This window comes from Mycobacterium sp., from assembly GCF_044342925.1.
In the GTDB taxonomy this organism is placed as follows: domain Bacteria; phylum Actinomycetota; class Actinomycetes; order Mycobacteriales; family Mycobacteriaceae; genus Mycobacterium.
In genome coordinates, this window is sequence record NZ_JBIIOV010000008.1 from 1 (window position 1) to 22,107 (window position 22,107).

The following is a 22,107-nucleotide window of genomic DNA, read 5'->3' on the forward strand; positions in this document are numbered from 1 at the left end:
GGCCCCGCACCGTGATGTCGCCCTCGACGAGTCGGACCCGTTCCGCGGTGTGGGGATGGGCTGCCGCAATCTCGGCCAGCCTGGCCTTTGCGGCATCCATGTGCCTCGCCTGCACGATGCAGATGACTTCTGCGTCTTCCCGCTTGGCGAGGATCCGGGGGAGTAGCGCCGACCCGAGGAAACCCGGGAACCCCGTCATCAACACTGAACTCATCTTTATTTCCCCTCGCGTTCGGTTGCCGAAGATCAGTGGGCGCTCCGCGCCGACGCAGGTTCGGGATCTGTGTTAATACTTCACTCCCAGAACGTGCTCTGCAAGGCATGCCGAACGGCCCGCGCAGTACTACCTCGGAACGTGGAATCGCACCAGTTCGGCGCCGTCCACTGTGAGGTCCGACCACGATCCCGGCACGGCGAGCACCGCGATCGCCGACGTCGGGTACTTGAACGCGATCTGCTGGGCGGCGTCTCGGTCGCTCCCCGGCCCGGCCAGGCCGAGCGCGAGATGGCTCATCGTCGGCTCATGTCCGACCACGAGCAGCGTCGTGACGTCGTCGCCGACACCGTTGATCTCGTCGATCACCGTGTCCGGGCTCGCCCCGTAGAGCTGGTCGCGATAGCTCACCGGCGCGTCCACGCTGGTGCGCACGAGCGTCTGGCGGGTGCGGACCGCCGACGAGCACAGCACCGCGTCGATCCCCTGGACGTTCGCCCGCAGCCAGTCGCCGGCGATCCCGGCTTCGCGGACACCCCGGTTCGCCAGCGGCCGTTCGTGGTCGGGCACGCCGTCCGGGTAGTCGGATTTGGCATGCCGCATCAGCACCAGTGTTCTCATCCGCCCCATTATCCCGACGACGATGCGTCGACGGAGTCCCGAGGAGGAGTTGGGAAATTCAGGTCATTATCCCGACGACGATGCGTCGACGGAGTCCCGAGGAGGAGTTGGGAAATTCAGGCACAGCGGGCACATGCCGGTCGACGTCCCCGGAGTTGTCCGACCCCGGCCATACAGTCGGGGCCATGAAGTTTCTGCACACCGCGGACTGGCAGTTGGGCATGACGCGGAAATTCCTGGGTGACGACGCCCAGGCCCGGTACTCGGCCGCCCGCCGGGACGCCGTCGTGGCACTCGGCGACCTGGCCCGCGAGACCGGCGCCGAATTCATCGTCGTCTCCGGTGACGTCTTCGACGCCAACCAGTTGGCTCCGCAGGTAATCAGCCAGGCCCTCGAAGCGATGCGCCGGATCGGCGTTCCGGTCTATCTGCTGCCGGGAAACCACGATCCGCTGGACGCGTCGTCGGTGTACACCGGCGCGCTGTTCACCCGGGAGTGCCCGGACAATGTGACGGTGCTCGACCGCGACGGCGTGTTCGACGTCCGGGCCGGACTCCAGATCGTCGCCGCCCCGTGGCGGTCCAAGAAACCCACCGCCGATCTGACCGCCGATGTGCTCGACGGGATTGCCGCCGACGGTACTGCGCGGATCCTGGTGGCGCACGGTGCGGTCGACCTGCTCGACCCGGACCAGACCAACCCGGCACTTATCCGGATGGCCGGATTGACCGGCGCACTGGACAGTTCGGCTCTGCACTATGTGGCGTTGGGCGACAAGCACTCCCGCACCTGCGTCGGCGACAGCGGACGGGTGTGGTATCCGGGCTCGCCCGAGGTCACCAATTACGACCACAAGGAAGCGGACTCCGGCCAGGTGCTGCTCGTCGATGTGGACCTCGACGACCCCGCCCACCCGGTGAGCGTCGAGTCGCGCCGAGTCGGGACCTGGCGGTTCCTGACACTGCGCCGCGAGGTCAACACCATCCGCGATATCGCCGACCTCGACGTCAATCTCGACCAGTTGACCGGCAAGGACCGCACCGTCGTTCAACTCGGCCTGGTCGGCACCCTGACGGTCACCGACCGTGCTGCCCTGGACGCCTGCCTGGACAAGTACTCCCGGCTGTTCGCCGGCTTGGGCACCTGGGAACGGCACACCAACTTGGTCGTCATGCCCTCCGACGACGAATTCGACGACATCGGGATCGGCGGGTTCGCCGCCGACGCGGTCGCCGAACTGGTCCAGACGGCGCGGGCTGACAGCGCCGCCGCCGGCGCTGCGCGCGGTGCGCTCGCCCTGCTGCTGCGGCTCAAGGAGGGGAGCGCGGCGTGATACTGCACCGGTTACGGCTGACCAACTTCCGCGGCGTCGCCGACCGTGAGCTGAAATTCCCCGAGCGCGGCGTGGTGGTCGTGTGCGGTCCCAACGAGATCGGGAAGTCCTCCATGCTGGAGGCTCTCGATCTGCTGCTGACCTACCGGGACCGCTCCAACCACCGGGACGTCAAACAGGTTAAGCCTGCGAACAGCGATGTCGGCGCGGAGGTCGAGGCCGAGATCACCACCGGGCCTTACCGTTTCGTGTACCGGAAGCGGTTCCACAAGAAGGCTAAGACCGAACTCGAGATCATCGAGCCCAAGCCGGAGCAATGCAGCGGCGATCAGGCCCACGAGCGGGTCGAGGCCATGCTGAACGAGACGGTCGACACCAAGCTGTGGGAGGCGCAGCGAGTCCTGCAGGCGGCCTCCACCCACGCGGTGAACCTGTCGGGCTCCGACGCGCTGTCCCGGGCCCTGGATGCGGCCGCCGGTGAGACCGACGCGGCCCCGGCCGGCGCGGACTCCTATCTCATCGACCTCGTCGATGCCGAGTACCAGCGCTACTTCACCGGAACCGGCCGGCCGACGAAAGACTGGAAGGCCGCGATCGACCGGCTGGCGGCAGCCGACGCGGAGGTTGCCCGGTGCACCGCCGCCGTCGAGGAGGTCGACGACCGGGTGCGCCGCCACGAGGAACTCACCGGGACCCTCCGGGAACTGGCCGAGTCACTGGCGCCGGCGACCGAGCGGCTGAACGCCGCGCGGGAGGCCCGGTCGGTTCTGGCCGAACTGGCCGAGCAACTCGACCAGGCGCAACTGGCGGCTCAGGCCGCCGCGAACGCCGCCGCCAATGCCGCGATGGGCAATGGCCAGCGGCTGAAGCTTGTTGACGAGGTGCAGCGCCGCGCCGCCACGCAGGCCGCCCTGCATACCGAATTGCTCGCTGCGCAGACCGCCGGAGCCGCCGCTCGGGAGGCCGCCGATAACGCCGCGAAGTCCGCCGAGCAGGCCGAGGCCGCACTGCTGGCCGCACAACAACGGCTGGAGTCCGCCCGCGCGATCGCCAAGGCACGCGTCGCGCACGACGAGGCCGATGAAGTGGCCGCGCGGGTGGTGCGCATCGACGAGGCCGAGGCGAACCTGAAACGGTTCACCGCGGAACTGGCCGCGGTCGCTCTCACCGACGACCTGCTGACCGCCATCGAGGACAGCGCCACGCTGGTCGAACGGCTCACCGCCCAGTTGCAGGCCGACGCGGCAACCGTTCAGTTCACCGCGCCCGCGGACCTTCAGATCACCGTCGACGGCGAGCAGCGCACGCTGGCCGCCGGTCAGCAGTGGACTCAGCCGGCCTCGGCAGCCGTCGTGGTGGACGTGCCCGGCGTGCTGACGATCCGGATCGACCCCGGCGACAGTACGGTCAAGCTGCACGCGGATCTGGTTGCCGCACAGGCAACCCTGGCCGACGCGCTGGCCGAGGTGGGCGTTCCCGACCTGGCCGGCGCCCGCAAGCTGGACAAGCAGCGCCGCACGTTGACCGACCGCAGCCTCGAACAGGCCGCCGGTCTCAAGGTGCTGTGCGACGGCGAGGACCCGGCACAGTTGCGCGCCCGGCTGGTCGAACTCCGGGCTGCCGCTCCCGAGGCGCCCGGAGTCGACGCCGCGACGGCCGCAGCCGAGTTATCGGCGGCTGACGACGCCCGCGATCAGGCTCGCGCCACCGCCGACGTCCAGCGGAAGGCCGCCGCAGCGGCCACTGTGACACTGACCGAGAAGGTCGGTGCGGTGACACTTCTGCAGGAGCAGGTCAAGGCCGCCGACGCCGAACTCGTGGCAGTCCGCGACCAACTGGTCACGCTGCGCAGCGCGGTCAGCGACGCGGCTGTGGCCGAGCAGGCGACCGCCGCCACTGAGGCGCAGCGCCAGGCCGACGTCGCGCTCGCCGCGGTGACCGGGAAGTACGACTCCGCCGACCCGGCCGCGGTCGAAGCCGAGGTGACTGCGGCACTTGGGGCCGCGGAGGCGTTGGGCCGCGCGCACGCCGAGGCCAAGCAGGCCCTGCACGACATCTCCGTCGAACTCGGGATCATCGGAAGCGAGGGGCGGCAGGGCCTGCTCGATGAAGCCGAGGCCGAACTGGAACAGTCCCGCGCAGAACACACTCGAATCGGGGAGCGGGCCGCCGCCGCCCAACTGCTGCGCGACACCATGGCCCGGCACCGCGACAACACCCGGGCGCGCTACATGCAGCCGTACCGCACCGAGCTGGAACGGTTGGGCCGCAAGGTGTTCGGCGACACCTTCTCGGTGGACGTCGACACCGAGTTGACGATCCAGACCCGCACCCTCGATGGATGCACCGTGCCGTTCGATTCGCTGTCCGGCGGCGCCAAAGAGCAGTTGGGCATCCTGGCCCGGCTGGCCGGGGCGGCGCTCGTCGCCAACGAGGACACCGTTCCCGTCGTCATCGACGACGCCCTGGGCTTCAGCGACCCCGATCGACTGGACAGGATGGCTGCTGTGTTCAGCACGGTCGGCGACCGCGGTCAGGTGATCGTGCTGACCTGTACACCTGGGCGCTACGACCGCGTAGCCGACGCCGAGGTCATCGAGATCTGCGCATAACGCGGAGTCGTTAGCCCGCCAGGGCCAGCACCTCGTCGAACCCCTGCACCAGGCACTGGTAGAACGCGTCGAAGTCCGGGATTGCGCCGGTGTCGACGTCGATACCCAGCGCGCAGGTGTCGACGTAGGTCAGCAGCGTCACGTTCACCGCCGAGCCGATAGTCGGGCCGAACGCATATTGAATCCGCACCTTGGCTCCCGCCAGATACACCGGCACCGGAATGCCCGGCACGTCGCTGGCCAGGAAGTCGATCCTGCGCAGCATCGACCCGATGTACCAGCGCGGCATCAGGTTCATCGCCCCGGCCAGAATCTGGACGTAATCCGTCGAACGCTCGTTGCGAACCTTCTGGGTCCGCTCGTGGGTCTCGCTGATCCGTTCGGCCGGGTCGGCCACACCCACCGGAACGTCGAAGCGCGCCAACGTGATGTGATTCCCGCCCTCCGACTCGCCGTCGTGGCGGATGTTGATCGGCATCGTCAGGTGCAGATCGCCCACCGTCGCGCCGTGCTTCTCGTGGTAGCGGCGCAGCCCTCCGGAGATGCCGGCCACGAAAGCATCGTTGAGCGACCCGCCGCTGCGGTGCGCGGCCTCTTTCAGCGCGGCCAGCGGCACCTCGTGCACCCCCAGCCGGCGCACCAGTGACCGCTGCTTCATCAACGGCGACCCGGTGCTGCGCACCGGGCGGGCGAACCGGTAGACCGAACCCGCCAATTCGGACGCCGACGCGGCAGTCTTCAGCGGCCGGCGGACGGCGTCCAGCAGAAGTTTCGGTGCTTTCGTCACCGCACCGCTGAACGCCTTGCCTACCAGTCCGGCGTCGTAGCGCATGACGTCGACGTACTCGGTGAGCGGTCCGTGCGGGTGCACTTCGGGATGGTTGGTCTTGGTGGCGACCTCCTCGATGGCACGCGGCTGCTCGGTCAGGTCGAACAGGTGCATCGCGATCTGCACGCCGCCCACCCCGTCGGTCAGGGCGTGGTGGAACTTGCACAGCACCGCCGCGCCACCGTCGTCGAGCCCCTCGATGAGGGTCACCGTCCACAGCGGACGGGCGCGGTCGAAATCGGCCATCGCCGCTAGCCGGGCCACCTCCAGCACGCCGTCGAGGTTGCCCGGCACCGGCGCCGTACCGCGGCGAAGATGGAAGTCGATGTCGAAGTCGGGTGCGGTCTCCCAGCGCGGCGGTGCCGGCGCGGGAGACTCGATCACCCGTTGGCGCCAGATCGGCAGCGTGTTCGCCAGCACTTCGAAGCGGGACCGCACCACGTCCCAGTCCGGGGAGCGGTCCAGCAGCATCACCGTCACCACGGTGGAACGCAACCGGGGATCGGACTCCATGGCCCAGGTGAAGGCGTCGGTCTGGCTCATGAATTCAGTCATCGTGAACTCACGCTACGACCGCGAGGAGGCCCTCGTCACGACGTAGGGGCCAACTGGTGACTTTGTTCCCTGCCCGATTAGGCAGAATCGCATCATGCGAGAAGAGCGCGTTGCACGTCCGCGTCATCGAGCACGGCGGCGATGTCATCGACCACCTGCTCGATGGTGAGTGCCTCCGGGGTCAGGTCGGCGCCGGCGTTGTCGTGCCGGGACATCCCCACGCCGCGGTGCTCGACCATGATGACGTCCAGACCGGGCCTCGTCAGCGCGGCGGCGCAGCCCCTGGTAGTGGCCGATGGGTGTGCGGCACCCAGGTCGGGTGCACGCGATGGTCCTGGACTCGCCGTCGCCGCGCTCATCCCGGGCGCGGCGCTGGTGCCGCTGCCCACCGCCGGGCACAGCATCCTCGACACCCGCGAGGCCGCCGCCCTGCGCATTGCCTCGGACCTGGTCGCGGGCCACGCCGGGGATTTACCCGCGCAGGGCCCGGAGCTGGACGCGATGCCGGTGCGCCCGGAAGTGAAGCTGTTGGGCCTGGCCATCGAGGCCGCCGCCCGGGTCGAGGGCGCGCTGCCCGCCGCCGTGCCGAGACTGTTTCAGGCCATCACTTCATGAAACCGATTGCGCTGTAGTCCAAGTCGCCCACGCCCGACGGCCCGAAGTTCGCCAGCGTGTCACGCACCGCCACGTTGCCCGGCGACTGGAACAACGCCAGGCTGAACACCTCGTCCCACAACATCTTGTCCACCTCGTTGGCCAGCGCACGGGCCTTGGTCGGGTCCAGCTCGTCGAGCACCTCCTCGACTTTGGCGTCGATCGCCGGTGAAGAGATCTTCCCGAAGTTGCTCTCGGCGTTGGTGGTGAAGATCTGGTTGAGGCAGCACAGCGCGAAAGCATCGCCCACCCAGGAGAACTGGGTGATGTCGAAGTCGCCGACGTTGACGTAGTTGGTGAAGAAACCGCTGGCCGGCTTAACGTCCAATTCCAGCTTCACGCCGATCTGGGCCAGGCTGTTCTGCGCCACCTGTGCCACCTGCCGTCCGCTCTGCGAGTCGTAGAGAACGTCTCGGATCACCAGCTGCTTGCCGTCTTTGGCGCGGAACTGCCCGTCAAGCTTCCAGCCGAGCGCATCGAGTTCGGCCTTGGCCTTTTCCGGGTCGTAGGCCACCACGGCGCTGTTGTCCTGGTAACCCGCCTGCCCGGCGACGAAGATGTGATTGCCCAGCGGTGTGGGATTGTCCACCAGGCCGCGCTGGGCCACGTTCACGATGGCTTGGCGGTCAATGCCTTTGGCCACCGCCTGCCGCAGCGCCTTGTCCGACAGGATTGCCCCGGGCGCGCCGTTGAAGGTCAGGTGGTACCAGCTGGGGCCTGGTGCGCGGCGGATCGCGATGCCGTTGGTGCCCTGGGCGATCTTGAGTTCGTCCAGTGAGGCGACTCCGGTGGCGTCGATGGTGTTGTTCTGCAGCGCCGGAATCCGTGCGGCGTCGTCGAGCACCAGGTAGGTGATCGAGTCCAGCAGCGCGGGCGTGCCCCACCATTTGGGGTTGCGGGTCAGGGTGATTCGCTGGGTGTTGCGGTCCACCGACGAGACCATGAACGGCCCCGCGGACGGGCCCGGCTTGTCCAGCTGGCCCTTGTTGAACGCCTCCGGAGTCGAGGTCATGCTCCTGGGCAGCAGCATGGTGTTGCCGGCGAACATCCCGCGCCACTCCGGATAGTGCTGGGCGAAGGTCATCACGGCCTGGCGGTCGTCGACGCCGCGGGTCACCGAGGCCACCCGGTCGGAGCCGTTGGGTGAGGCGATCGCGAACGCCTTGTCCTTGCCGCTGGTGGCGTTGATCTGGGCGGCGATGTCCTCCCACGTGATCGGGGTGCCGTCGGACCAGGCGGCCTTCGGGTTGATCGTGTAGGTGACCACCTGCGGCTCGGTGCTGGTCAGCTCCACCGAGGTGAAGTAGTCGGGGTTGACCTCCATCGAGCCGTCCGGGGCGATGACGAACGCCCTCGGCATAGTCGCGCGCAGCATGGCCGCGGTGTCGGCCAGGTTGCCGTCGATGTGCAGAGTGTTGAAGTTCTCCGGCAACGACCCGATGGCCAGCCGCAGGTTGCCGCCCTGCTTTAGCGTGGCCGGGTCCTGCGGGTTGGTGTCGCTGGCTTTACCGATCTCGGCGTTGCCGCCCGGCGAGGGGGCGGAGCGGTCGGGTGATGAGCAGCCGGCCAGCACCAGGACCAGCGCCGACAGCAGGACGGTGAGCAGGCGGATCAGTCGAGTCACCCTGAAATGTTAGCGGCGCGACGGGTCCGGCTGGGGGATCGCGGCCAGCAGACGGCGGGTGTACTCGTTGCGTGGGTTGGTGAACACCTCCTCGCTGTCGCCGTATTCGACGATCGCGCCGCGGTACATCACCGCCACGGTGTGGGCCAGATGCTTGACCACCGACAGGTCGTGGGAGACGAAAAGATAGGTCAGGTTGAACTGGCGCTGCAGGTCCAGCAGCAGGTTGATGATGCCGGCCTGAATCGAGACATCCAGCGCCGACACCGGCTCGTCCAGGGCCAGGATCTTGGGCTGCAGCGCCAGCGCGCGGGCGATACCGATGCGCTGCTTCTGCCCGCCGGAGAACTCTTGGGCGTAGCGGCTGGCGTCAGCACGGCGCAGGCCCACGAGCTCCAGGAGTTCGGCAACCCGGTTCTCGGTCGCGGTCTTGTCGAAACCGTTGGTGCTCAACGGCTCGGCGAGAATATCGAACACCGGTAGCCGGGGGTCCAGGGCCGCCACCGGGTCCTGGAACACCACCTGCAGATCGCCGCGCAGCTCCCGGCGGCGCTGCGCGGTCAGGGTTGCGACGTCGTTGCCCAGCACCTCGATGGACCCCGACTGCGGCGCACGCAATTCCAGGATCTCGTGCAGTGTGGTCGATTTGCCCGATCCCGACTCCCCGACGATGCCCAGCGTTCGGCCCTGGTGCACCTCGAAGCTGATCCGGTCGACAGCGCGGACCTCCCCGACCTGGCGCCGGAAGACCACGCCCTTGGTCAGTCGGTAGGTCCGGGACAGCTCACGCACCCGCACCACCACCTCGGCCCCGCCCGTCTCGGGGACGGCGGGCGGCTCGGTGGCCACGCCGTAGATCTCTGCGGCGCTGCGGCCGGCCACCAGATCGGTGCGGATACAGGCTGCCGAGTGCCCGGTCCCCACGGTGAGCAGCGCCGGTTCGGCGGCCCGGCAGTCGTCGATGGCCAGCGGGCACCGCGGGGCGAAGGGGCAGCCCGGCGGCAGGGCTATCAGTGACGGTGGTGCGCCGGGGATCGGCACCAGCCGCTCGCCGCGCGGGGCGCCCAGCCGCGGCACCGAACCCAGCAGGCCCGCGGTGTAGGGCATCCGGCGATCGGCGTAGAGGTCGGGGACCGTCGCCGACTCCACCGCCCGGCCGGCGTACATGACCAGTGCGCGGTCGGCGAACTCCGCGACCACACCCAGGTCGTGGGTGATGATCAGCACCCCGGCGCCGGTGACATCACGTGCTGTCTTGAGCACCTCCAGGATCTGGGCCTGCACCGTGACGTCCAGCGCGGTGGTGGGCTCATCGCAGATGATCAGGTCCGGGTCATTGGCGATCGCGATGGCGATCACCACCCGTTGGCGCTCGCCGCCGGACAGTTCGTGTGGGAAGGCCCGGGCCCGGCGTTCGGCTTGGGCGATGCCGACCAGGTCGAGCAGTTCAACCGCGCGGGCGAACGCCGCCGACTTGGAGACGTCGGGATTGTGTACGCGGATGGCCTCGGCGATCTGATTGCCGACGGTGTAGACCGGGGTCAGTGCGGACATCGGGTCCTGGAACACCGTTCCGATGCGGCGGCCGCGGATGCGCGACATCTCCTCGTCGGGCATGCCGAGCAGTTCCTGGCCGTCCATGGTCGCCGAACCGGATACCGTCGCGTACTCCGGCAGCAGGCCGATGACCGCCATCGCCGCCGCGGACTTGCCCGAGCCGGATTCGCCGACCATCGCCACCACTTCGCGCGGGGCGATCCGATAGCTCAGTCCCCGCACAGCGGCCAGCTCACCGTTGTCGGTGGGGAAACTCACCGACAGGTCGGTCACCGACAGCAGGCTCATGGCTTGCGCTTCCGGCGCTGCAGGTTGGCGCTGCCCGGGTCGAACGCGTCCCGCAATCCGTCGCCAACCAGGTTGGCGCAGAACACGATCACGATCAGCACCCCGGCGGGGAACAGGAACAGCCACGGGAACGTCAGCGCGGACTTGGTGCCGTCGGCGATCAAGGTGCCCAGGGAGACGTCCGGTGGCTGCACCCCGAAACCGAGGAAGCTCAAACCGGTTTCGGCAAGCACCGCCACCCCGACGTTCAGGGCGGTGTCGATGATCAGGATGGAGGCCACGTTGGGCAGGATGTGGCGGGCGATGATCCGGCCGCTGGGCACGCCCATGTAGCGGGCCGCCTGGACGTACTCGCGTTCGCGCAGGCTGATGGTCAAGCCGCGCACCATCCGAGAGCTGATCATCCAGCTGAAGGCGGACAGCAGCACAATGATCCAGACGATGTTTCCCTTGGTGCGCTGAACCACGATCATGATCAGCAGCAGGCTCGGCACCACCAGAAGCAGGTCGACGAACCACATCAGCGCCTGGTCCCGGAATCCGCCGAAATATCCGGCGATCGAGCCGACCGTGGCGGCCAGCACCGTCGAGATGAACGCCACGCACACCCCGATCAGCATCGATTTCTGCATGCCGCTCAGCGTCTGCGCAAGCAGGTCCTGGCCCAGTGCGTTGGTGCCGAACCAGTGCTGGGGGCTGGGCGGCTGCTGTAACGCGTAATAGTCCAGATCGCTGAAGTGGTAGGGCAGCAGCGGCGGCACAGCGAAGCAGCCGATGAACAACAACACCAACAGGACCAGCGACACCACGGCGGGCTTGTTGCGCAGGAAGCGGCGGAACAGCATGCTCTGCCGCGAGGAAAACCCCGCCTCGACGCCGGGCGCACCACCTGTCACCGCCGCGCTCATGTCACCCGCACTCTCGGGTCCAGGACGGCGTAGACGATGTCGGACAGCAGCCCGGCCAATAACACCGTGACGCCGGAGAACAACGTGATGGCCGCGACGATGTTGATGTCCTGGGTGCCGATGCCCTGCAGGAACCACTCGCCCATGCCGTGCCAGCCGAAAATCTTCTCGGTGAACACCGCGCCGGTGAACAGCCCGGCGACGCTGTAGGCGAACAGCGTGGCCATCGGAATCAGCGCGGTGCGCAGACCGTGTTTGAACAGCGCCTGACGCCGAGTCAGACCCTTCGCCCGGGCGGTCCGGATGAAGTCCTGGCCCAGCACGTCCAGCATCGCGTTGCGCTGATAGCGGCTGTACCCGGCGAACCCGGCCAACGCCAGCGTGAAGGTCGGCAGCACCAGGTGCTGCAGGCGGTCGACGAATTGGCCCCACGGGCCTCCGGTCGGGTTCGGCGACGACTCGCCGATGTATTCGAACAGTTGCACGCCCAGAACGGAATTCGCCTTGTTGGCGGCAAGCATCAGCAGGGGAGCGATGACGAAGACCGGCGTGCTGAGCACCAACAGCGACAGCGCGGTGATGACTCGATCGCTGAGCCGGTACTGCTTGATTGCGCTCCAGGCGCCCGCGACGACGCCGAGGAGCGTGCCGATGACGACGCCGCTGATCAGCAGGCGCAGGCTGACACCGACCCGACGCCACAACTCGTCGGTCACCGGCTGGCCACCGACGGTGCGGCCGAAATCACCCTGGGCGACGCCTCCCACCCAGTGCAGGTACCGCTGGGTGACCGGCTTGTCCAGATTGAGCTCAACCCGCTTGGCATCGATCACCGCCTGCGGCGGCCGGGGGTTGCGCGACTCCAGGCTGTCCAGCGGATGGAACTGCCAGGAGGCCAGCAGAAAGACCAGGAACGAGGCCAGTGCGAGCAGCACCAGGTAGTTGAGCAGTCGTCGTGCCAGGAAGCGGATCATCGGCGGCACCGGACCCGTCGTCGCATCAGCACAGGGTAGGAGATCGGCGGCGTTTATCCGTTGCAGGCACGGGTACGCGCCTCCAATATGACCACATTCGTCCGGCGTTCCGCTGTGCTGCTGTGTGCGCCAGCCCAGCCAGGCCCCAGGCGAGGGTGACTCGGACGGCGGCGTCGGCGGTCCGGGTTGATCGGAAAATCCACCGGTATCCGGTTTGGTCAGGAGCGCGCTCGGTAACCCGAATTACATGAAACCGCAAACACGTGCGGGGACTGCCGCCCTCGGGGGCCTCGTTGTCGTCGGCATGGGACTTTTCGGCCTCGCCCAGGAAACGACCTCGGTCGAACCTGGGGTGGTTCTCGCCCCCGGCACCGCGTCGATGGACGAGGTCACCACCACGACATCGTCGGTCGCCTCGTTCAGCCCATCCGTGATCGCCACCCCACCGCCACCGCCGACCGACTGAGCTTTTGAGCTCACGCTGATTCCTGGCGAGGACACCGGCGGGGGTTGGCCGCTACCATCGCGGCGAGCATTCGTGACCCGATCACAGGAGGCAGCCGTGAGTGTGACCGACGAGTATCTGGCGAACAACGCCGAGTACGCCAAGACGTTTTCCGGCCCGCTACCGCTGCCGCCGAGCAAGTGTCTGGCGGTGCTGGCCTGCATGGACGCCCGGATGGACGTGTACCGGATTCTGGGCCTCAAAGAGGGCGAGGCGCACGTCATCCGCAATGCCGGCGGTGTCGTGACCGATGACGAGATCCGCTCGCTGGCCATCAGTCAGCGCTTGCTCGGCACCCGGGAGATCATCCTGATCCACCACACCGACTGCGGCATGCTGACCTTCGCCGACGACGACTTCAAGCGCGACATCCAGAACGACACCGGCATCAAGCCGGAATGGGCGGCGGAGGCATTCCCCGACGTCGAGGACGACGTCCGGCAGTCGCTGCGCCGGGTGCAGAACAGCCCGTTCGTCACCCTGCACACCTCGCTGCGCGGCTTCGTGTTCGACGTCGCCACCGGCAAGCTGCACGAGGTCACCCTCTAAAGCGTCCGGGGACTGGGCCGCCGGAAGCCCGGTCACATCATGACCGTCCTGCTGTTTGTCGCCGGCATCGGCCTGGCTTTCGCCAACACCCTGGCTTCGGCCGGATCGGCGGTCTCGTTGCCCGCGCTGTTGGCCGTCGGCCTCGATCCGGAACTGGCCAACGGCACCAACCGGGTGGCCGTGTTGGTCGGGGCGGTGGCAGCGCTCACCTCGTTCATGCGGGCCGGCATGGTCCGGTGGCGTCTGGTCGCCCCGCTCGCCGCCGCCGGGGCGCTGGGGGCGGTGCTCGGCGCGTACCTCTCGGAAGTGGTGTCGCCGTCTCGCCTGCACCTGGCGATCGTCGTTGCTCTGCTCGTCGCCGTGGTCCTGCTCGGGGTGCGGCCGACCCGCTGGCTGGCTGCGCGTCCGGACGAACCCCGGGTCGGTCCGACGCAGCTGACCCTGATCTTCCTGGTGGGTGTCTGGGCCGGATTCATCGTGCTGGACGGACTGACCTACCTGCTGTTCGTCCTGGTTATGTCCGTCCGGATGGACATCGTGTCGGCCAATGCCGCCAAGGTGGCCATTGCCACCGCCATCGCGGCGGTGTCGCTCCCGGTGCTCGCGGTGGGCGGTCACGTCGACTGGCCGGCCGCCGTCCCGCTGTCCCTCGGTGCTGTGGTCGGTGGCCTCGTCGCCGCACGGCTAGCGGTCCTGCCGGGGGTCGGCCCGTGGATCTACCGCCTGATTGTGCTGGTCGTGCTGGGAGAGGTCGTCCAACTGGCACTGGCGGCTGCGCGCCTCTGACGGCCTGCTCGGCGACGGGTCAGACGTTTGACGGGGCCTGCCGGTGCTGGCTACGGTTTTCCCAATTGGAAACATCTGGTTGTTCAAACCAACAAATTCGGGAAACCATGTCTGAGCAGGTTCTAGAGGCCGCTGCCCGGCCTAAGGCGGGCCAGTACGAGCTGAGCCATCTCCGTTCGCTGGAGGCCGAGGCAATCCACATCATTCGTGAGGTCGCCGCCGAATTCGAGCGCCCGGTCTTGCTGTTCTCCGGCGGCAAGGACTCCATCGTCATGCTCCAGCTGGCGATCAAGGCGTTCGCCCCCGCCCGGGTCCCCTTCCCCGTCATGCATGTCGACACCGGACACAACTTCGATGAGGTCATCGCCACCCGCGACGAACTCGTCGACCGTCACGGGCTGCGGCTGGTCGTCGCGTCCGTGCAGGAGGACATCGACGCCGGACGGGTGGTCGACAGCGGGCCGTCGCGTAATCCGCTGCAGACCGTCAGTCTGCTGCGCGCCATCCGGGAGAACCGTTTCGACGCGGCGTTCGGCGGCGCGCGACGCGACGAGGAGAAGGCTCGGGCCAAGGAGCGGGTGTTCAGCTTCCGCGACGAGTTCGGCCAGTGGGACCCGAAAGCCCAACGGCCCGAACTGTGGAACCTCTACAACGGACGGCACCGCAAGGGCGAACACATCCGGGTCTTCCCGTTGTCGAACTGGACCGAGTACGACATCTGGGCCTACATCGGCGCCGAGAACATCGCGCTGCCGGGCATTTACTACGCGCACCGCCGGCCGGTGTTCCGCCGCGACGGAATGTTGTTGGCCGTGCACGAGCACATGCAGCCCGAGCCTGGCGAGGAGGTCTTCGAGACCTCGGTGCGGTTCCGCACCGTCGGCGACGTCACGTGCACCGGGTGCGTGGAATCCACTGCGGTAAGCGTCGAGGAGGTGATCGCCGAGACCGCGGTTTCGCGGCTCACCGAGCGCGGTGCCACCCGAGCCGACGACCGCATCTCCGAAGCGGGCATGGAAGACCGCAAGCGGGAGGGCTACTTCTGATGGCGACCCTGCTCAGATTGGCCACCGCCGGCTCCGTCGACGACGGGAAGTCCACTCTCATCGGCCGGCTGCTCTACGACTCCAAGGCGGTGATGGAGGATCAGCTCGCCGCGGTCGAGCGCACCTCCCGCGAACGGGGTAATGACTACACCGACCTCGCACTGGTCACCGACGGTCTGCGTTCGGAGCGCGAACAGGGCATCACCATCGACGTCGCCTACCGCTACTTCGCCACGGCCAAGCGGAAATTCATCATCGCCGACACCCCGGGCCACATCCAGTACACCCGCAACATGGTCACCGGCGCTTCCACCGCGCAACTGGTCATCGTCCTCGTCGATGCTCGCAGCGGCCTGCTGGAGCAGTCCCGTCGGCATGCGTTCCTTGCGTCCCTGCTCGGTGTCCAGCACATCGTGCTGGCGGTCAACAAGATGGACCTCGTCGGCTGGGATCAGGAGCGGTTCAACGAGATTCGCGACGAGTTCCACGCCTTCGCCGCCCGCCTCGACGTCCATGACGTGACGGCCATCCCGATGTCGGCACTCAACGGCGACAACGTGGTAGCCAAGTCGGCTGCGGCGCCCTGGTACGACGGCCCGCCGCTGCTGCGCCACCTCGAGGAGGTCTACATCGCGGGCGACCGCAACCTCGTCGACGTCCGCTTCCCGGTGCAGTACGTCATCCGACCGCAGACCCGCGAGCACGCCGACCATCGCAGCTACGCCGGAACCGTGGCCAGTGGCGTGATGCGTCCCGGCGACGAAGTGATCGTGTTGCCCAGCGGCAAGACCAGTCGGATCACCACCATCGACGGCCCGAGCGGCCCGGTGGACGAGGCATTTCCGCCGATGGCCGTGTCGATCAGCCTGGCCGACGACATCGACATCTCCCGAGGCGACATGCTGGCCCGGCCGCACAACCAGCCGGAAGCCACCACCGAGTTCGACGCGATGGTGTGCTGGATGGCCGATGACGAAGCTCTGGAGCCAGGCCGCGACTACCTCATCAAGCAGACCACCCGCACCACCCGCACCCGTGTCGCCGCGCTGGAGTACCGACTGGACGTCAACACGCTGCATCGCGACAAGAGTGCGACGGCGTTGAAGCTCAACGAACTTGGCCGGGTCACCCTGCGCACCCAGGTACCGCTGCTTCTCGACGAGTACAGCCGTAACGCGGCCACCGGGTCGTTCATCCTCATGGATCCGGACACCAACGTGACCGTGGCGGCGGGGATGGTGCGCGACACCGCTCCGATAGCCGGCCGTGGGTCCACGCCCAACACAGTGCGCCACCAGTCGCTGGCGACCGCCCGACTGACCAAGGGCCGCACGGTGTGGTTCAGCGGGCTGTCCGGCTCGGGTAAGTCCTCGGTGGCTGTGCTGGTCGAGCGGCTGCTGCTCGAACAAGGGCGTCCCGCTTACATTCTCGACGGCGACAATCTGCGCCACGGCCTCAACGCCGACCTCGGATTCACCATGGTCGACCGCGGCGAGAACCTGCGCCGCCTGGCCCACATCGCCAGCCTGATGGCCGATGCCGGGCTGACTGTTCTGGTGCCGGCCATCAGCCCGTTGCACGAGCATCGTGAGATGGCCAGAAGGGTGCACGCCGACGCCGGTATCGAATTCTTCGAGGTCTTCGTCGACACACCCCTGGAGGACTGTGAACGCCGGGATCCCAAAGGTCTCTACGCCAAGGTCCGCCGCGGCGAGATCATCAATTTCACCGGTATCGACAGCCCGTACCAGCGGCCCCGCAATCCGGATTTGCGGCTGACGCCCGATCACAGCGTCACCGAATTGGCGCAACAGGTCGTCGATCTGCTGGGTCCGAGATCCTGAACGATCACCAACTTGCAGCCCGGCTCGCCGCGGAAGCCGGTCGGCTGCTGCTGGGTGTTCGCACCGAATTCGCCGACGCGCCGGCTGCGGAACGAAAAGCTCAGGGCGACAAGCGCTCCCATGACTTGTTGATGGCCGCATTGGCCGAAGCCAGGCCCGCCGATGCGGTGCTGTCCGAAGAAGGTGTCGACGACACCGCGCGGCTGAACTGCGATCGGGTCTGGATTGTCGACCCCCTGGACGGCACCCGGGAGTTCTCCGAGCCTGACCGCGAGGACTGGGCGGTGCATGTGGCGCTGTGGCAGGACGGGGAACTCGCCGCCGGTGCGGTCGCGCTGCCCGCCCAGGGCGTCGTTCTGGCCACACCGGAGGTCGCCGCGCCACCGCCCGGACATGCCTCGCCCCGGATCCTGGTTTCGCGGACCCGCCCGCCGGCGGCGGCCCAACGGGTCTGCGACTACCTCGACGGAACCTTGGTGGAAATGGGGTCGACCGGCGCGAAGGTGGCCGCGGTGGTGCAAGGCCGCGCCGAGGTCTACGTGCACTCCGGCGGCCAGTACGAGTGGGACTCGGCGGCTCCGGTGGCGGTGGCGCGGGCGGCGGGTCTGCACACCTCCCGGGTGGACGGCTCAGAGCTGCGCTACAACCAGGCCGATCCGCTACTGCCCGACCTGGTGGTCTGCCGGCCCGAGTACGCCCAACGCGTGCTTGAGGCGCTTCGCTAGCACCGGCGTTCTCGGCGCACCTGGCGACGCTCGAATACTCTCAGGCTTCTTTCATCAGCGCCGCGCATCTCGAACATGGCGCCGACGGTGTCCTGACGAATCGCAGACCCTGAATCTGTTTTACCTGCTAAATGCACCGCGATATCTCCATCGGCAGGTTCGACTTCCAGGATTTCCGTCTCAGTTTTTTCTCAGATATCATTGAGCTTTCAGTGAGGGAGTGTTCTGCGGTGCCTGGGGTGTTCGGTCCGATCCTGACGACGGGAGTCGCCTTGGCGACCGCCGTCGTCGTGGTGGCCAACCCTGTCAACGCACCGCGCGCCGATATCCAGGTTCCGGCCGTCGCGCTGTCATCGGGCAGCGGCCACGCCGTCGACATGCTGGATGAGAAATTCCTGCAGGCGATCGCGCCGGAACCGGCCGATTCCACCAGTCCCTTCGCTGTCCTCAAGGATCTTGTCAGCGCGCTGCTGGCCAGCGCCGCGCATCTGGGCAGGACTGCTGTCGTCAACCCCGTCGTGGGCGACTCCGCGGCGAAGCCCGAACTGACCGCGGTATCGTTGCCGTACGTCGGCGAATTCTTCGGTGCCCCGGCCATTCCCGCTGCCGCTGGTGCGACCACCGCCGCCGCAGCCCCGACCATCGCTCCGTCCGGCGTCAGCATCGAGATCTTGGCGACGGCGCCCCCGAATCCCGCTCCGGCGCCGATGACGCCCGCCGATACGCCGCTGCTCAACGCCGTTCACGACCGGGCTGAGGCGGACCTGCAGTGGGCGGTGGACAACGCCAACGCGGCGGTGGCCGCCGCCTCCAAGGCCCTGCGCAATCCGCAGAGCCTGATTGACCAGTCACTCGGTCAACGGGTACTCGAGATGCCCGTCCTCCTCCCGCCGTTGCCCGACTCGCTGACGGCCGTTGTGTCGTTGCCGCACAAGGGATTGCCCAGCATTCCCAGGAATCCAGCCGGGGCACCGGAGCAAGCAGACACCGACCTGTCCGGCCCAGGCATCGTCCCCGACGGCGATGCGGCGGGCAGCAAATCCTCGCCCGTTCACCGCGTACCACGCTCAGGAGCGGGTACTGCGCAGCCCGACGCTACGGATTCTGCACCATCGGAGTCGGGCGCTCGTTGATTAAGGGCATTCAGTCCGCGGCTGTTTGACAGAATCGGCATCTGCGGATGCCGGCCGAAGCCCAACTTTTCTTCGGGGGCGCTCCGCACTTGGAGGCCCGGCATGTTCGTCTCAGCGGATAGTGGCACCCCTGCGTGGATTCACTGGAGGGAAACCCTCGGCGGTCTGGGGCCTAACTGGTTCGCCTCCGTCATGGGCACGGGCATCGTCGCCAACGCCGGCGCCACGCTGCCGGTTCATCTTCCGGGTCTGTACCTGCTGACTCATATCGTGTGGGTGATCGCGGCCGTGCTTCTGGGCGGCCTCATGGTGCTGGTCGGCGGGCACTGGCTGAGATATCCGACGGTGGCCCGCCGCCACGCCGACAACCCGCAGATGGTGCACTTCTACGGCGCGGCCCCGATGGCGATGCTGACCGTGGGATCCGGTGCCCTGCTGGTGGGCGACGATCTGATCGGCCAACGCGCAGCCGTGGTGCTGGCCTGGGTGCTGTGGACCGCCGGAACGGCAATTGGCCTGTTCACCGCGGTGTCGATTCCCTTCCTGATGTTCACCCAGCACTCGGTGGAACCCGACGCGGCCTTCGGCGGCTGGTTGATGCCGGTGGTCCCGCCGATGCTTTCGGCGGCCAGCGGGGCGCTGCTGATACCCCATACCGCGCCCGGTGCCGCGCGCCAGACGCTGCTCTACGGCTGCTGGGCGATGTTCGGGCTGTCGTTGATCGCCGCTCTGATCATCATCTCGATGATCTGGAGCCGGCTGGTCCTGTTCGGGACGTCCGGCACAGCCCGGGTTCCCACCTTGTGGATCGTGCTGGGTCCGTTGGGCCAGGCCATCACCGCGGCGGGTCTTCTCGGGCACGCCGCCGCTTCGGCCGTCGCGCCGGACATCGCCGGGGCCATGAATACGTTCGCCATCCTTTTCGGCGTGCCAGTCTGGGGATTCGCGGTGCTGTGGATCGCGCTGGCGACCTCGCTGACCGTCCGCACTATGCGCCGCGGCATGCCGTTCGCATTGACCTGGTGGAGCCTGACCTTCCCGGTCGGCACCTTCGTCACCGGCACCACCCAACTGGCCGCGCACACCGGGCTGCCGGCCTTCAAAATCGCCGCTGTGGTGGCATATCTCGGTCTGTTGGGTACCTGGCTAGTGGTGGCGGGTCGCACCGCCTATGGCAGCTGGCGCGGGAACCTGCTCACCACCGTGCCGTCCACCGCACCGGTTCGGGCGCACAAAGACGCACAGCGCTGAGCGTGGCGACTCGCGTGCCAGAATCGCCCTGTGCAGATAGGCATGACCATGCCGGTGATGGAGCCCGCGCTGGACGCGGGAATCCTCCGGCAGTGGGCCACGCTGATCGACCGGGGCCCGTTCTCCTCGCTGTGCTGGGGTGAGCGGATCGCCTTCGACAACCCCGAATGTCTGACGCTGCTCGGGGCGCTGGCGGCCTGGACCCAACGGGTGCCGCTGATCACCACGGTTGTGGTGCCGCAGCTGCACGATCCGGTGCTGCTGGCGAAATCCCTGGCCACCGGCGACGTACTCAGCGGCGGCCGGCTCACCGTCGGCGTCGGGGTGGGCGGCCGGCACGAGGACTACCTGTCCGTCGGGGCGGACCCGTCCAGCCAGACCATGCGTGAGATGGCGCGACGCGTCGCGGTGATGAAGACGGTGTGGGCGGGCGAGAAAGTCACCGACTCGATGCTTGCAGTCGGACCGCGACCGGTGCAGTCCGGCGGACCCCGACTGCTGGTCGGCACCATCGGCCCCAAGACGCTGCGCAGCGCCGCCGGGTGGGCCCACGGACTGGCCGGAATCACCCTGGATCTGGACGCGGCCAAACAGAACGACCTGTTCGACGTCGGCCGGACCGCCTGGGCGGCAGCCGGCAAGCCGGCCCCGCACCTGGCCACCTCCTTCTGGTTCGCACTGGGCGAGCCGAATGATGCCCGCGCGCAGATGCACCGCCACCTGCGCCACTACATGAACTGGATTCCCGCCGACGTCGTCGACGCCATGGCTGCGCACACCGGATTCGCCGGCACCGAGGACCAACTCGCCGACGTGCTGCGCGGCTTCGTCGCCGTCGGCGCCGACGAAATCCACTTGATCCCAACCAGTTCCGATCTCGACCAACTGCACCGTGCGGCGGATGTCGTCGCCGACTTCACCGAAAGGCCCGCATCATGAGCTTCGGCGACTATCAACTGGAGATCTATCTGCAGGGTCTCACCGGCGTGCTGCCGAACCTGCCGATGGCGTTCGACGAACTGGAAGCCAGAGCCGAAAAGGCGCTGCCGCCGTCGATCTGGTCCTACGTGGCCGGCGGAGCCGGCGACGAGCTGACCCAGCGGGCGAATGTCACCGCATTCCATCGCTGGGGCCTGATTCCGCGGATGCTGGTCGGCGCCACCCAACGTGACCTGTCCGTGGAGTTGTGGGGCAGGCGTTGGCCGGCACCGGTTTTCATGGCGCCGATCGGAGTCATGGGATTGTGCACCCCGGACCGGCACGGCGATCTGGCGGCGGCGCGCGCGGCTGCGCAGACCGGCGTACCGATGTGCGTGTCCACCCTCACGATGGACCCGCTGGAAGACATCGCGGCCGAATTCGGTGAAACACCTGGCCTTTTCCAGCTCTACACGCCGACCGACCGGGACCTCGCCGAGAGCCTGGTACATCGCGCCGAGGCGGCGGGCTACACCGGCATCGTGGTGACCCTGGACACCTGGATTCCAGGCTGGCGTCCGCGCGATGTGTCCACCGCCAACTTCCCGCAGCTTCGGGGCCTGTGCCTGGCCAACTACATCAGCGACCCGAACTTCCGGGCCAAGGTCGACGCCGACCTCGACGCCGATCCGCGCAACGCGGTGATGCACTTCGTGAGCATCTTCGGAAGTTCGTTGACCTGGAACGACTTACCGTGGCTACGGTCCATCACCAAGCTGCCGCTGATCCTCAAAGGCATCTGCCACCCCGACGACGCACGGCGTGCCGTCGACGCCGGAGTCGACGGCATCTACTGCTCCAACCACGGGGGCCGTCAGGCCAACGGCGGCCTGCCCGCCATCGACTGCCTGGCCGAGGTGGTTGCCGCCTCCGGCGGGGTGCCGGTGCTGTTCGACTCCGGTGTCCGATCCGGCGCCGACGTGGTGAAGGCTCTGGCGCTGGGGGCTTCGGCAGTGGGCATCGGCCGCCCCTATGCCTATGGCGCCGCGCTGGCCGGGACCGAGGGGATCGTCCATGTGTTGCGGTCGATCCTGGCCGAAACCGATCTCACCATGGCCATCGACGGCTATCCCAGCCTCAAGGATCTGACGCCGGAGGCGCTGCGCCGGCTGAACTGAGC

General features: G+C 67.7%; 20 protein-coding genes and 1 pseudogene. 13 read left to right on the forward strand and 8 right to left on the reverse strand.

Features of this window, described 5'->3' with window-relative positions:
• Together ADBZ6I_RS01910 and ADBZ6I_RS01915 are read right to left on the reverse strand one after the other, a co-directional pair.
• The coding region (locus tag ADBZ6I_RS01910) for an SDR family oxidoreductase (RefSeq protein WP_526380311.1) at positions 1 to 214 on the reverse strand (214 nt) is incomplete at its 3' end.
• A 129-nt stretch (positions 215 to 343) separates the two neighbouring features.
• Entirely contained in the window at positions 344 to 844 is a 501-nt protein-coding gene (locus tag ADBZ6I_RS01915; RefSeq protein WP_526380313.1) for a SixA phosphatase family protein, read from the reverse strand.
• A 176-nt stretch (positions 845 to 1,020) separates the two neighbouring features.
• Here ADBZ6I_RS01915 and ADBZ6I_RS01920 point away from each other — a divergent pair, with 176 nt between their 5' ends.
• Both ADBZ6I_RS01920 and ADBZ6I_RS01925 read left to right on the forward strand, forming a co-directional pair.
• Positions 1,021 to 2,169: a metallophosphoesterase family protein gene (locus ADBZ6I_RS01920; RefSeq protein WP_526380315.1), complete on the forward strand. Its 1,149-nt coding sequence runs from the start codon at positions 1,021 to 1,023 to the stop codon at positions 2,167 to 2,169.
• Positions 2,166 to 4,781, forward strand: coding sequence for an AAA family ATPase (locus ADBZ6I_RS01925; RefSeq protein WP_526380317.1), 2,616 nt, complete (start codon positions 2,166 to 2,168; stop codon positions 4,779 to 4,781). The genes ADBZ6I_RS01920 and ADBZ6I_RS01925 overlap by 4 nt, the downstream gene beginning before the upstream one ends.
• Before the next feature lie 10 nt (positions 4,782 to 4,791).
• Here ADBZ6I_RS01925 and ADBZ6I_RS01930 read toward each other — a convergent pair whose 3' ends face one another.
• Both ADBZ6I_RS01930 and ADBZ6I_RS01935 read right to left on the reverse strand, forming a co-directional pair.
• The gene (locus tag ADBZ6I_RS01930; protein WP_526380319.1) at positions 4,792 to 6,165 is read right to left on the reverse strand and encodes a wax ester/triacylglycerol synthase domain-containing protein; all 1,374 of its coding nucleotides are present in this window, start codon (positions 6,163 to 6,165) and stop codon (positions 4,792 to 4,794) included.
• 98 nt (positions 6,166 to 6,263) lie between these two features.
• Positions 6,264 to 6,453, reverse strand: a pseudogene (locus ADBZ6I_RS01935) (alpha/beta hydrolase); the annotation flags it as partial.
• An 87-nt stretch (positions 6,454 to 6,540) separates the two neighbouring features.
• Between ADBZ6I_RS01935 and ADBZ6I_RS01940 the strand changes: the two are divergent.
• Positions 6,541 to 6,780 carry a hypothetical protein gene (locus tag ADBZ6I_RS01940; RefSeq protein WP_526380321.1) on the forward strand — a complete coding sequence of 80 codons (240 nt, stop codon included), beginning with the start codon at positions 6,541 to 6,543 and terminating at the stop codon, positions 6,778 to 6,780.
• On the opposite strand, the gene oppA is transcribed toward ADBZ6I_RS01940, so the two are convergent.
• The 4 genes from oppA to oppB are packed head-to-tail and all read right to left on the reverse strand — an operon-like array spanning position 6,770 to position 12,170.
• The gene (gene oppA, locus ADBZ6I_RS01945; protein WP_526380365.1) at positions 6,770 to 8,434 is read right to left on the reverse strand and encodes an oligopeptide ABC transporter substrate-binding protein OppA; all 1,665 of its coding nucleotides are present in this window, start codon (positions 8,432 to 8,434) and stop codon (positions 6,770 to 6,772) included. The two genes, ADBZ6I_RS01940 and oppA, sit on opposite strands and share 11 nt — an antisense overlap.
• Positions 8,435 to 8,452: 18 nt before the next feature.
• On the reverse strand, positions 8,453 to 10,288 hold the full coding sequence (gene oppD / locus ADBZ6I_RS01950) for an oligopeptide ABC transporter ATP-binding protein OppD (protein WP_526380323.1): 1,836 nt from the start codon (positions 10,286 to 10,288) through the stop codon (positions 8,453 to 8,455).
• Entirely contained in the window at positions 10,285 to 11,196 is a 912-nt protein-coding gene (locus tag ADBZ6I_RS01955; protein ID WP_526380325.1) for an ABC transporter permease, read from the reverse strand. Before ADBZ6I_RS01955 ends, oppD begins: the two co-directional genes overlap by 4 nt.
• The gene (oppB, locus tag ADBZ6I_RS01960; protein ID WP_526380327.1) at positions 11,193 to 12,170 is read right to left on the reverse strand and encodes an oligopeptide ABC transporter permease OppB; all 978 of its coding nucleotides are present in this window, start codon (positions 12,168 to 12,170) and stop codon (positions 11,193 to 11,195) included. Before oppB ends, ADBZ6I_RS01955 begins: the two co-directional genes overlap by 4 nt.
• Before the next feature lie 247 nt (positions 12,171 to 12,417).
• On the opposite strand from oppB, the gene ADBZ6I_RS01965 reads away from it, so the two are divergent.
• The 10 genes from ADBZ6I_RS01965 (at position 12,418) to ADBZ6I_RS02010 (ending at position 22,105) form a co-directional block, all read left to right on the forward strand.
• Entirely contained in the window at positions 12,418 to 12,636 is a 219-nt protein-coding gene (locus ADBZ6I_RS01965; protein WP_526380329.1) for a hypothetical protein, read from the forward strand.
• A 96-nt stretch (positions 12,637 to 12,732) separates the two neighbouring features.
• Positions 12,733 to 13,224 (forward strand): beta-class carbonic anhydrase, encoded by a 492-nt coding sequence (locus ADBZ6I_RS01970; protein ID WP_526380331.1) that lies wholly within the window; start codon positions 12,733 to 12,735, stop codon positions 13,222 to 13,224.
• 39 nt (positions 13,225 to 13,263) lie between these two features.
• A complete protein-coding gene (locus ADBZ6I_RS01975; RefSeq protein WP_526380333.1) occupies positions 13,264 to 14,010 on the forward strand; it encodes a sulfite exporter TauE/SafE family protein in 747 nt (248 codons plus the stop codon).
• A gap of 107 nt (positions 14,011 to 14,117) precedes the next feature.
• The gene (gene cysD / locus ADBZ6I_RS01980) at positions 14,118 to 15,056 is read left to right on the forward strand and encodes a sulfate adenylyltransferase subunit CysD (protein ID WP_526380335.1); all 939 of its coding nucleotides are present in this window, start codon (positions 14,118 to 14,120) and stop codon (positions 15,054 to 15,056) included.
• Positions 15,056 to 16,900: a sulfate adenylyltransferase subunit CysN gene (cysN, locus tag ADBZ6I_RS01985; RefSeq protein ID WP_526380337.1), complete on the forward strand. Its 1,845-nt coding sequence runs from the start codon at positions 15,056 to 15,058 to the stop codon at positions 16,898 to 16,900. The genes cysD and cysN overlap by 1 nt, the downstream gene beginning before the upstream one ends.
• Positions 16,897 to 17,625, forward strand: a complete 729-nt coding sequence (locus ADBZ6I_RS01990; RefSeq protein ID WP_526380367.1) for a 3'(2'),5'-bisphosphate nucleotidase CysQ — start codon at positions 16,897 to 16,899, stop codon at positions 17,623 to 17,625. Before cysN ends, ADBZ6I_RS01990 begins: the two co-directional genes overlap by 4 nt.
• Before the next feature lie 239 nt (positions 17,626 to 17,864).
• On the forward strand, positions 17,865 to 18,758 hold the full coding sequence (locus ADBZ6I_RS01995; protein ID WP_526380339.1) for a hypothetical protein: 894 nt from the start codon (positions 17,865 to 17,867) through the stop codon (positions 18,756 to 18,758).
• Positions 18,759 to 18,860: 102 nt separating this feature from the next.
• A complete protein-coding gene (locus tag ADBZ6I_RS02000; RefSeq protein WP_526380341.1) occupies positions 18,861 to 20,009 on the forward strand; it encodes a TDT family transporter in 1,149 nt (382 codons plus the stop codon).
• A gap of 42 nt (positions 20,010 to 20,051) precedes the next feature.
• Positions 20,052 to 20,948 (forward strand): LLM class flavin-dependent oxidoreductase, encoded by an 897-nt coding sequence (locus ADBZ6I_RS02005; protein WP_526380369.1) that lies wholly within the window; start codon positions 20,052 to 20,054, stop codon positions 20,946 to 20,948.
• Positions 20,945 to 22,105 (forward strand): lactate 2-monooxygenase, encoded by a 1,161-nt coding sequence (locus ADBZ6I_RS02010; protein ID WP_526380343.1) that lies wholly within the window; start codon positions 20,945 to 20,947, stop codon positions 22,103 to 22,105. The genes ADBZ6I_RS02005 and ADBZ6I_RS02010 overlap by 4 nt, the downstream gene beginning before the upstream one ends.
• The last annotated feature ends 2 nt before the right edge of the window (positions 22,106 to 22,107 follow it).

Bases quoted from the DNA above. Each gene is read 5' to 3' on its own strand.
- ADBZ6I_RS01915 (WP_526380313.1), bottom strand. From the start codon at position 844: ATGGGGCGGATGAGAACACTGGTGCTGATGCGGCATGCCAAATCCGAC.
- ADBZ6I_RS01920 (WP_526380315.1), top strand. From the start codon at position 1,021: ATGAAGTTTCTGCACACCGCGGACTGGCAGTTGGGCATGACGCGGAAA.
- ADBZ6I_RS01930 (WP_526380319.1), bottom strand. From the start codon at position 6,165: ATGACTGAATTCATGAGCCAGACCGACGCCTTCACCTGGGCCATGGAG.
- oppD (WP_526380323.1), bottom strand. From the start codon at position 10,288: ATGAGCCTGCTGTCGGTGACCGACCTGTCGGTGAGTTTCCCCACCGAC.
- ADBZ6I_RS01955 (WP_526380325.1), bottom strand. From the start codon at position 11,196: ATGAGCGCGGCGGTGACAGGTGGTGCGCCCGGCGTCGAGGCGGGGTTT.
- oppB (WP_526380327.1), bottom strand. From the start codon at position 12,170: ATGATCCGCTTCCTGGCACGACGACTGCTCAACTACCTGGTGCTGCTC.
- ADBZ6I_RS01965 (WP_526380329.1), top strand. From the start codon at position 12,418: ATGAAACCGCAAACACGTGCGGGGACTGCCGCCCTCGGGGGCCTCGTT.
- ADBZ6I_RS01975 (WP_526380333.1), top strand. From the start codon at position 13,264: ATGACCGTCCTGCTGTTTGTCGCCGGCATCGGCCTGGCTTTCGCCAAC.
- cysD (WP_526380335.1), top strand. From the start codon at position 14,118: ATGTCTGAGCAGGTTCTAGAGGCCGCTGCCCGGCCTAAGGCGGGCCAG.
- cysN (WP_526380337.1), top strand. From the start codon at position 15,056: ATGGCGACCCTGCTCAGATTGGCCACCGCCGGCTCCGTCGACGACGGG.
- ADBZ6I_RS02000 (WP_526380341.1), top strand. From the start codon at position 18,861: ATGTTCGTCTCAGCGGATAGTGGCACCCCTGCGTGGATTCACTGGAGG.
- ADBZ6I_RS02005 (WP_526380369.1), top strand. From the start codon at position 20,052: ATGACCATGCCGGTGATGGAGCCCGCGCTGGACGCGGGAATCCTCCGG.
- ADBZ6I_RS02010 (WP_526380343.1), top strand. From the start codon at position 20,945: ATGAGCTTCGGCGACTATCAACTGGAGATCTATCTGCAGGGTCTCACC.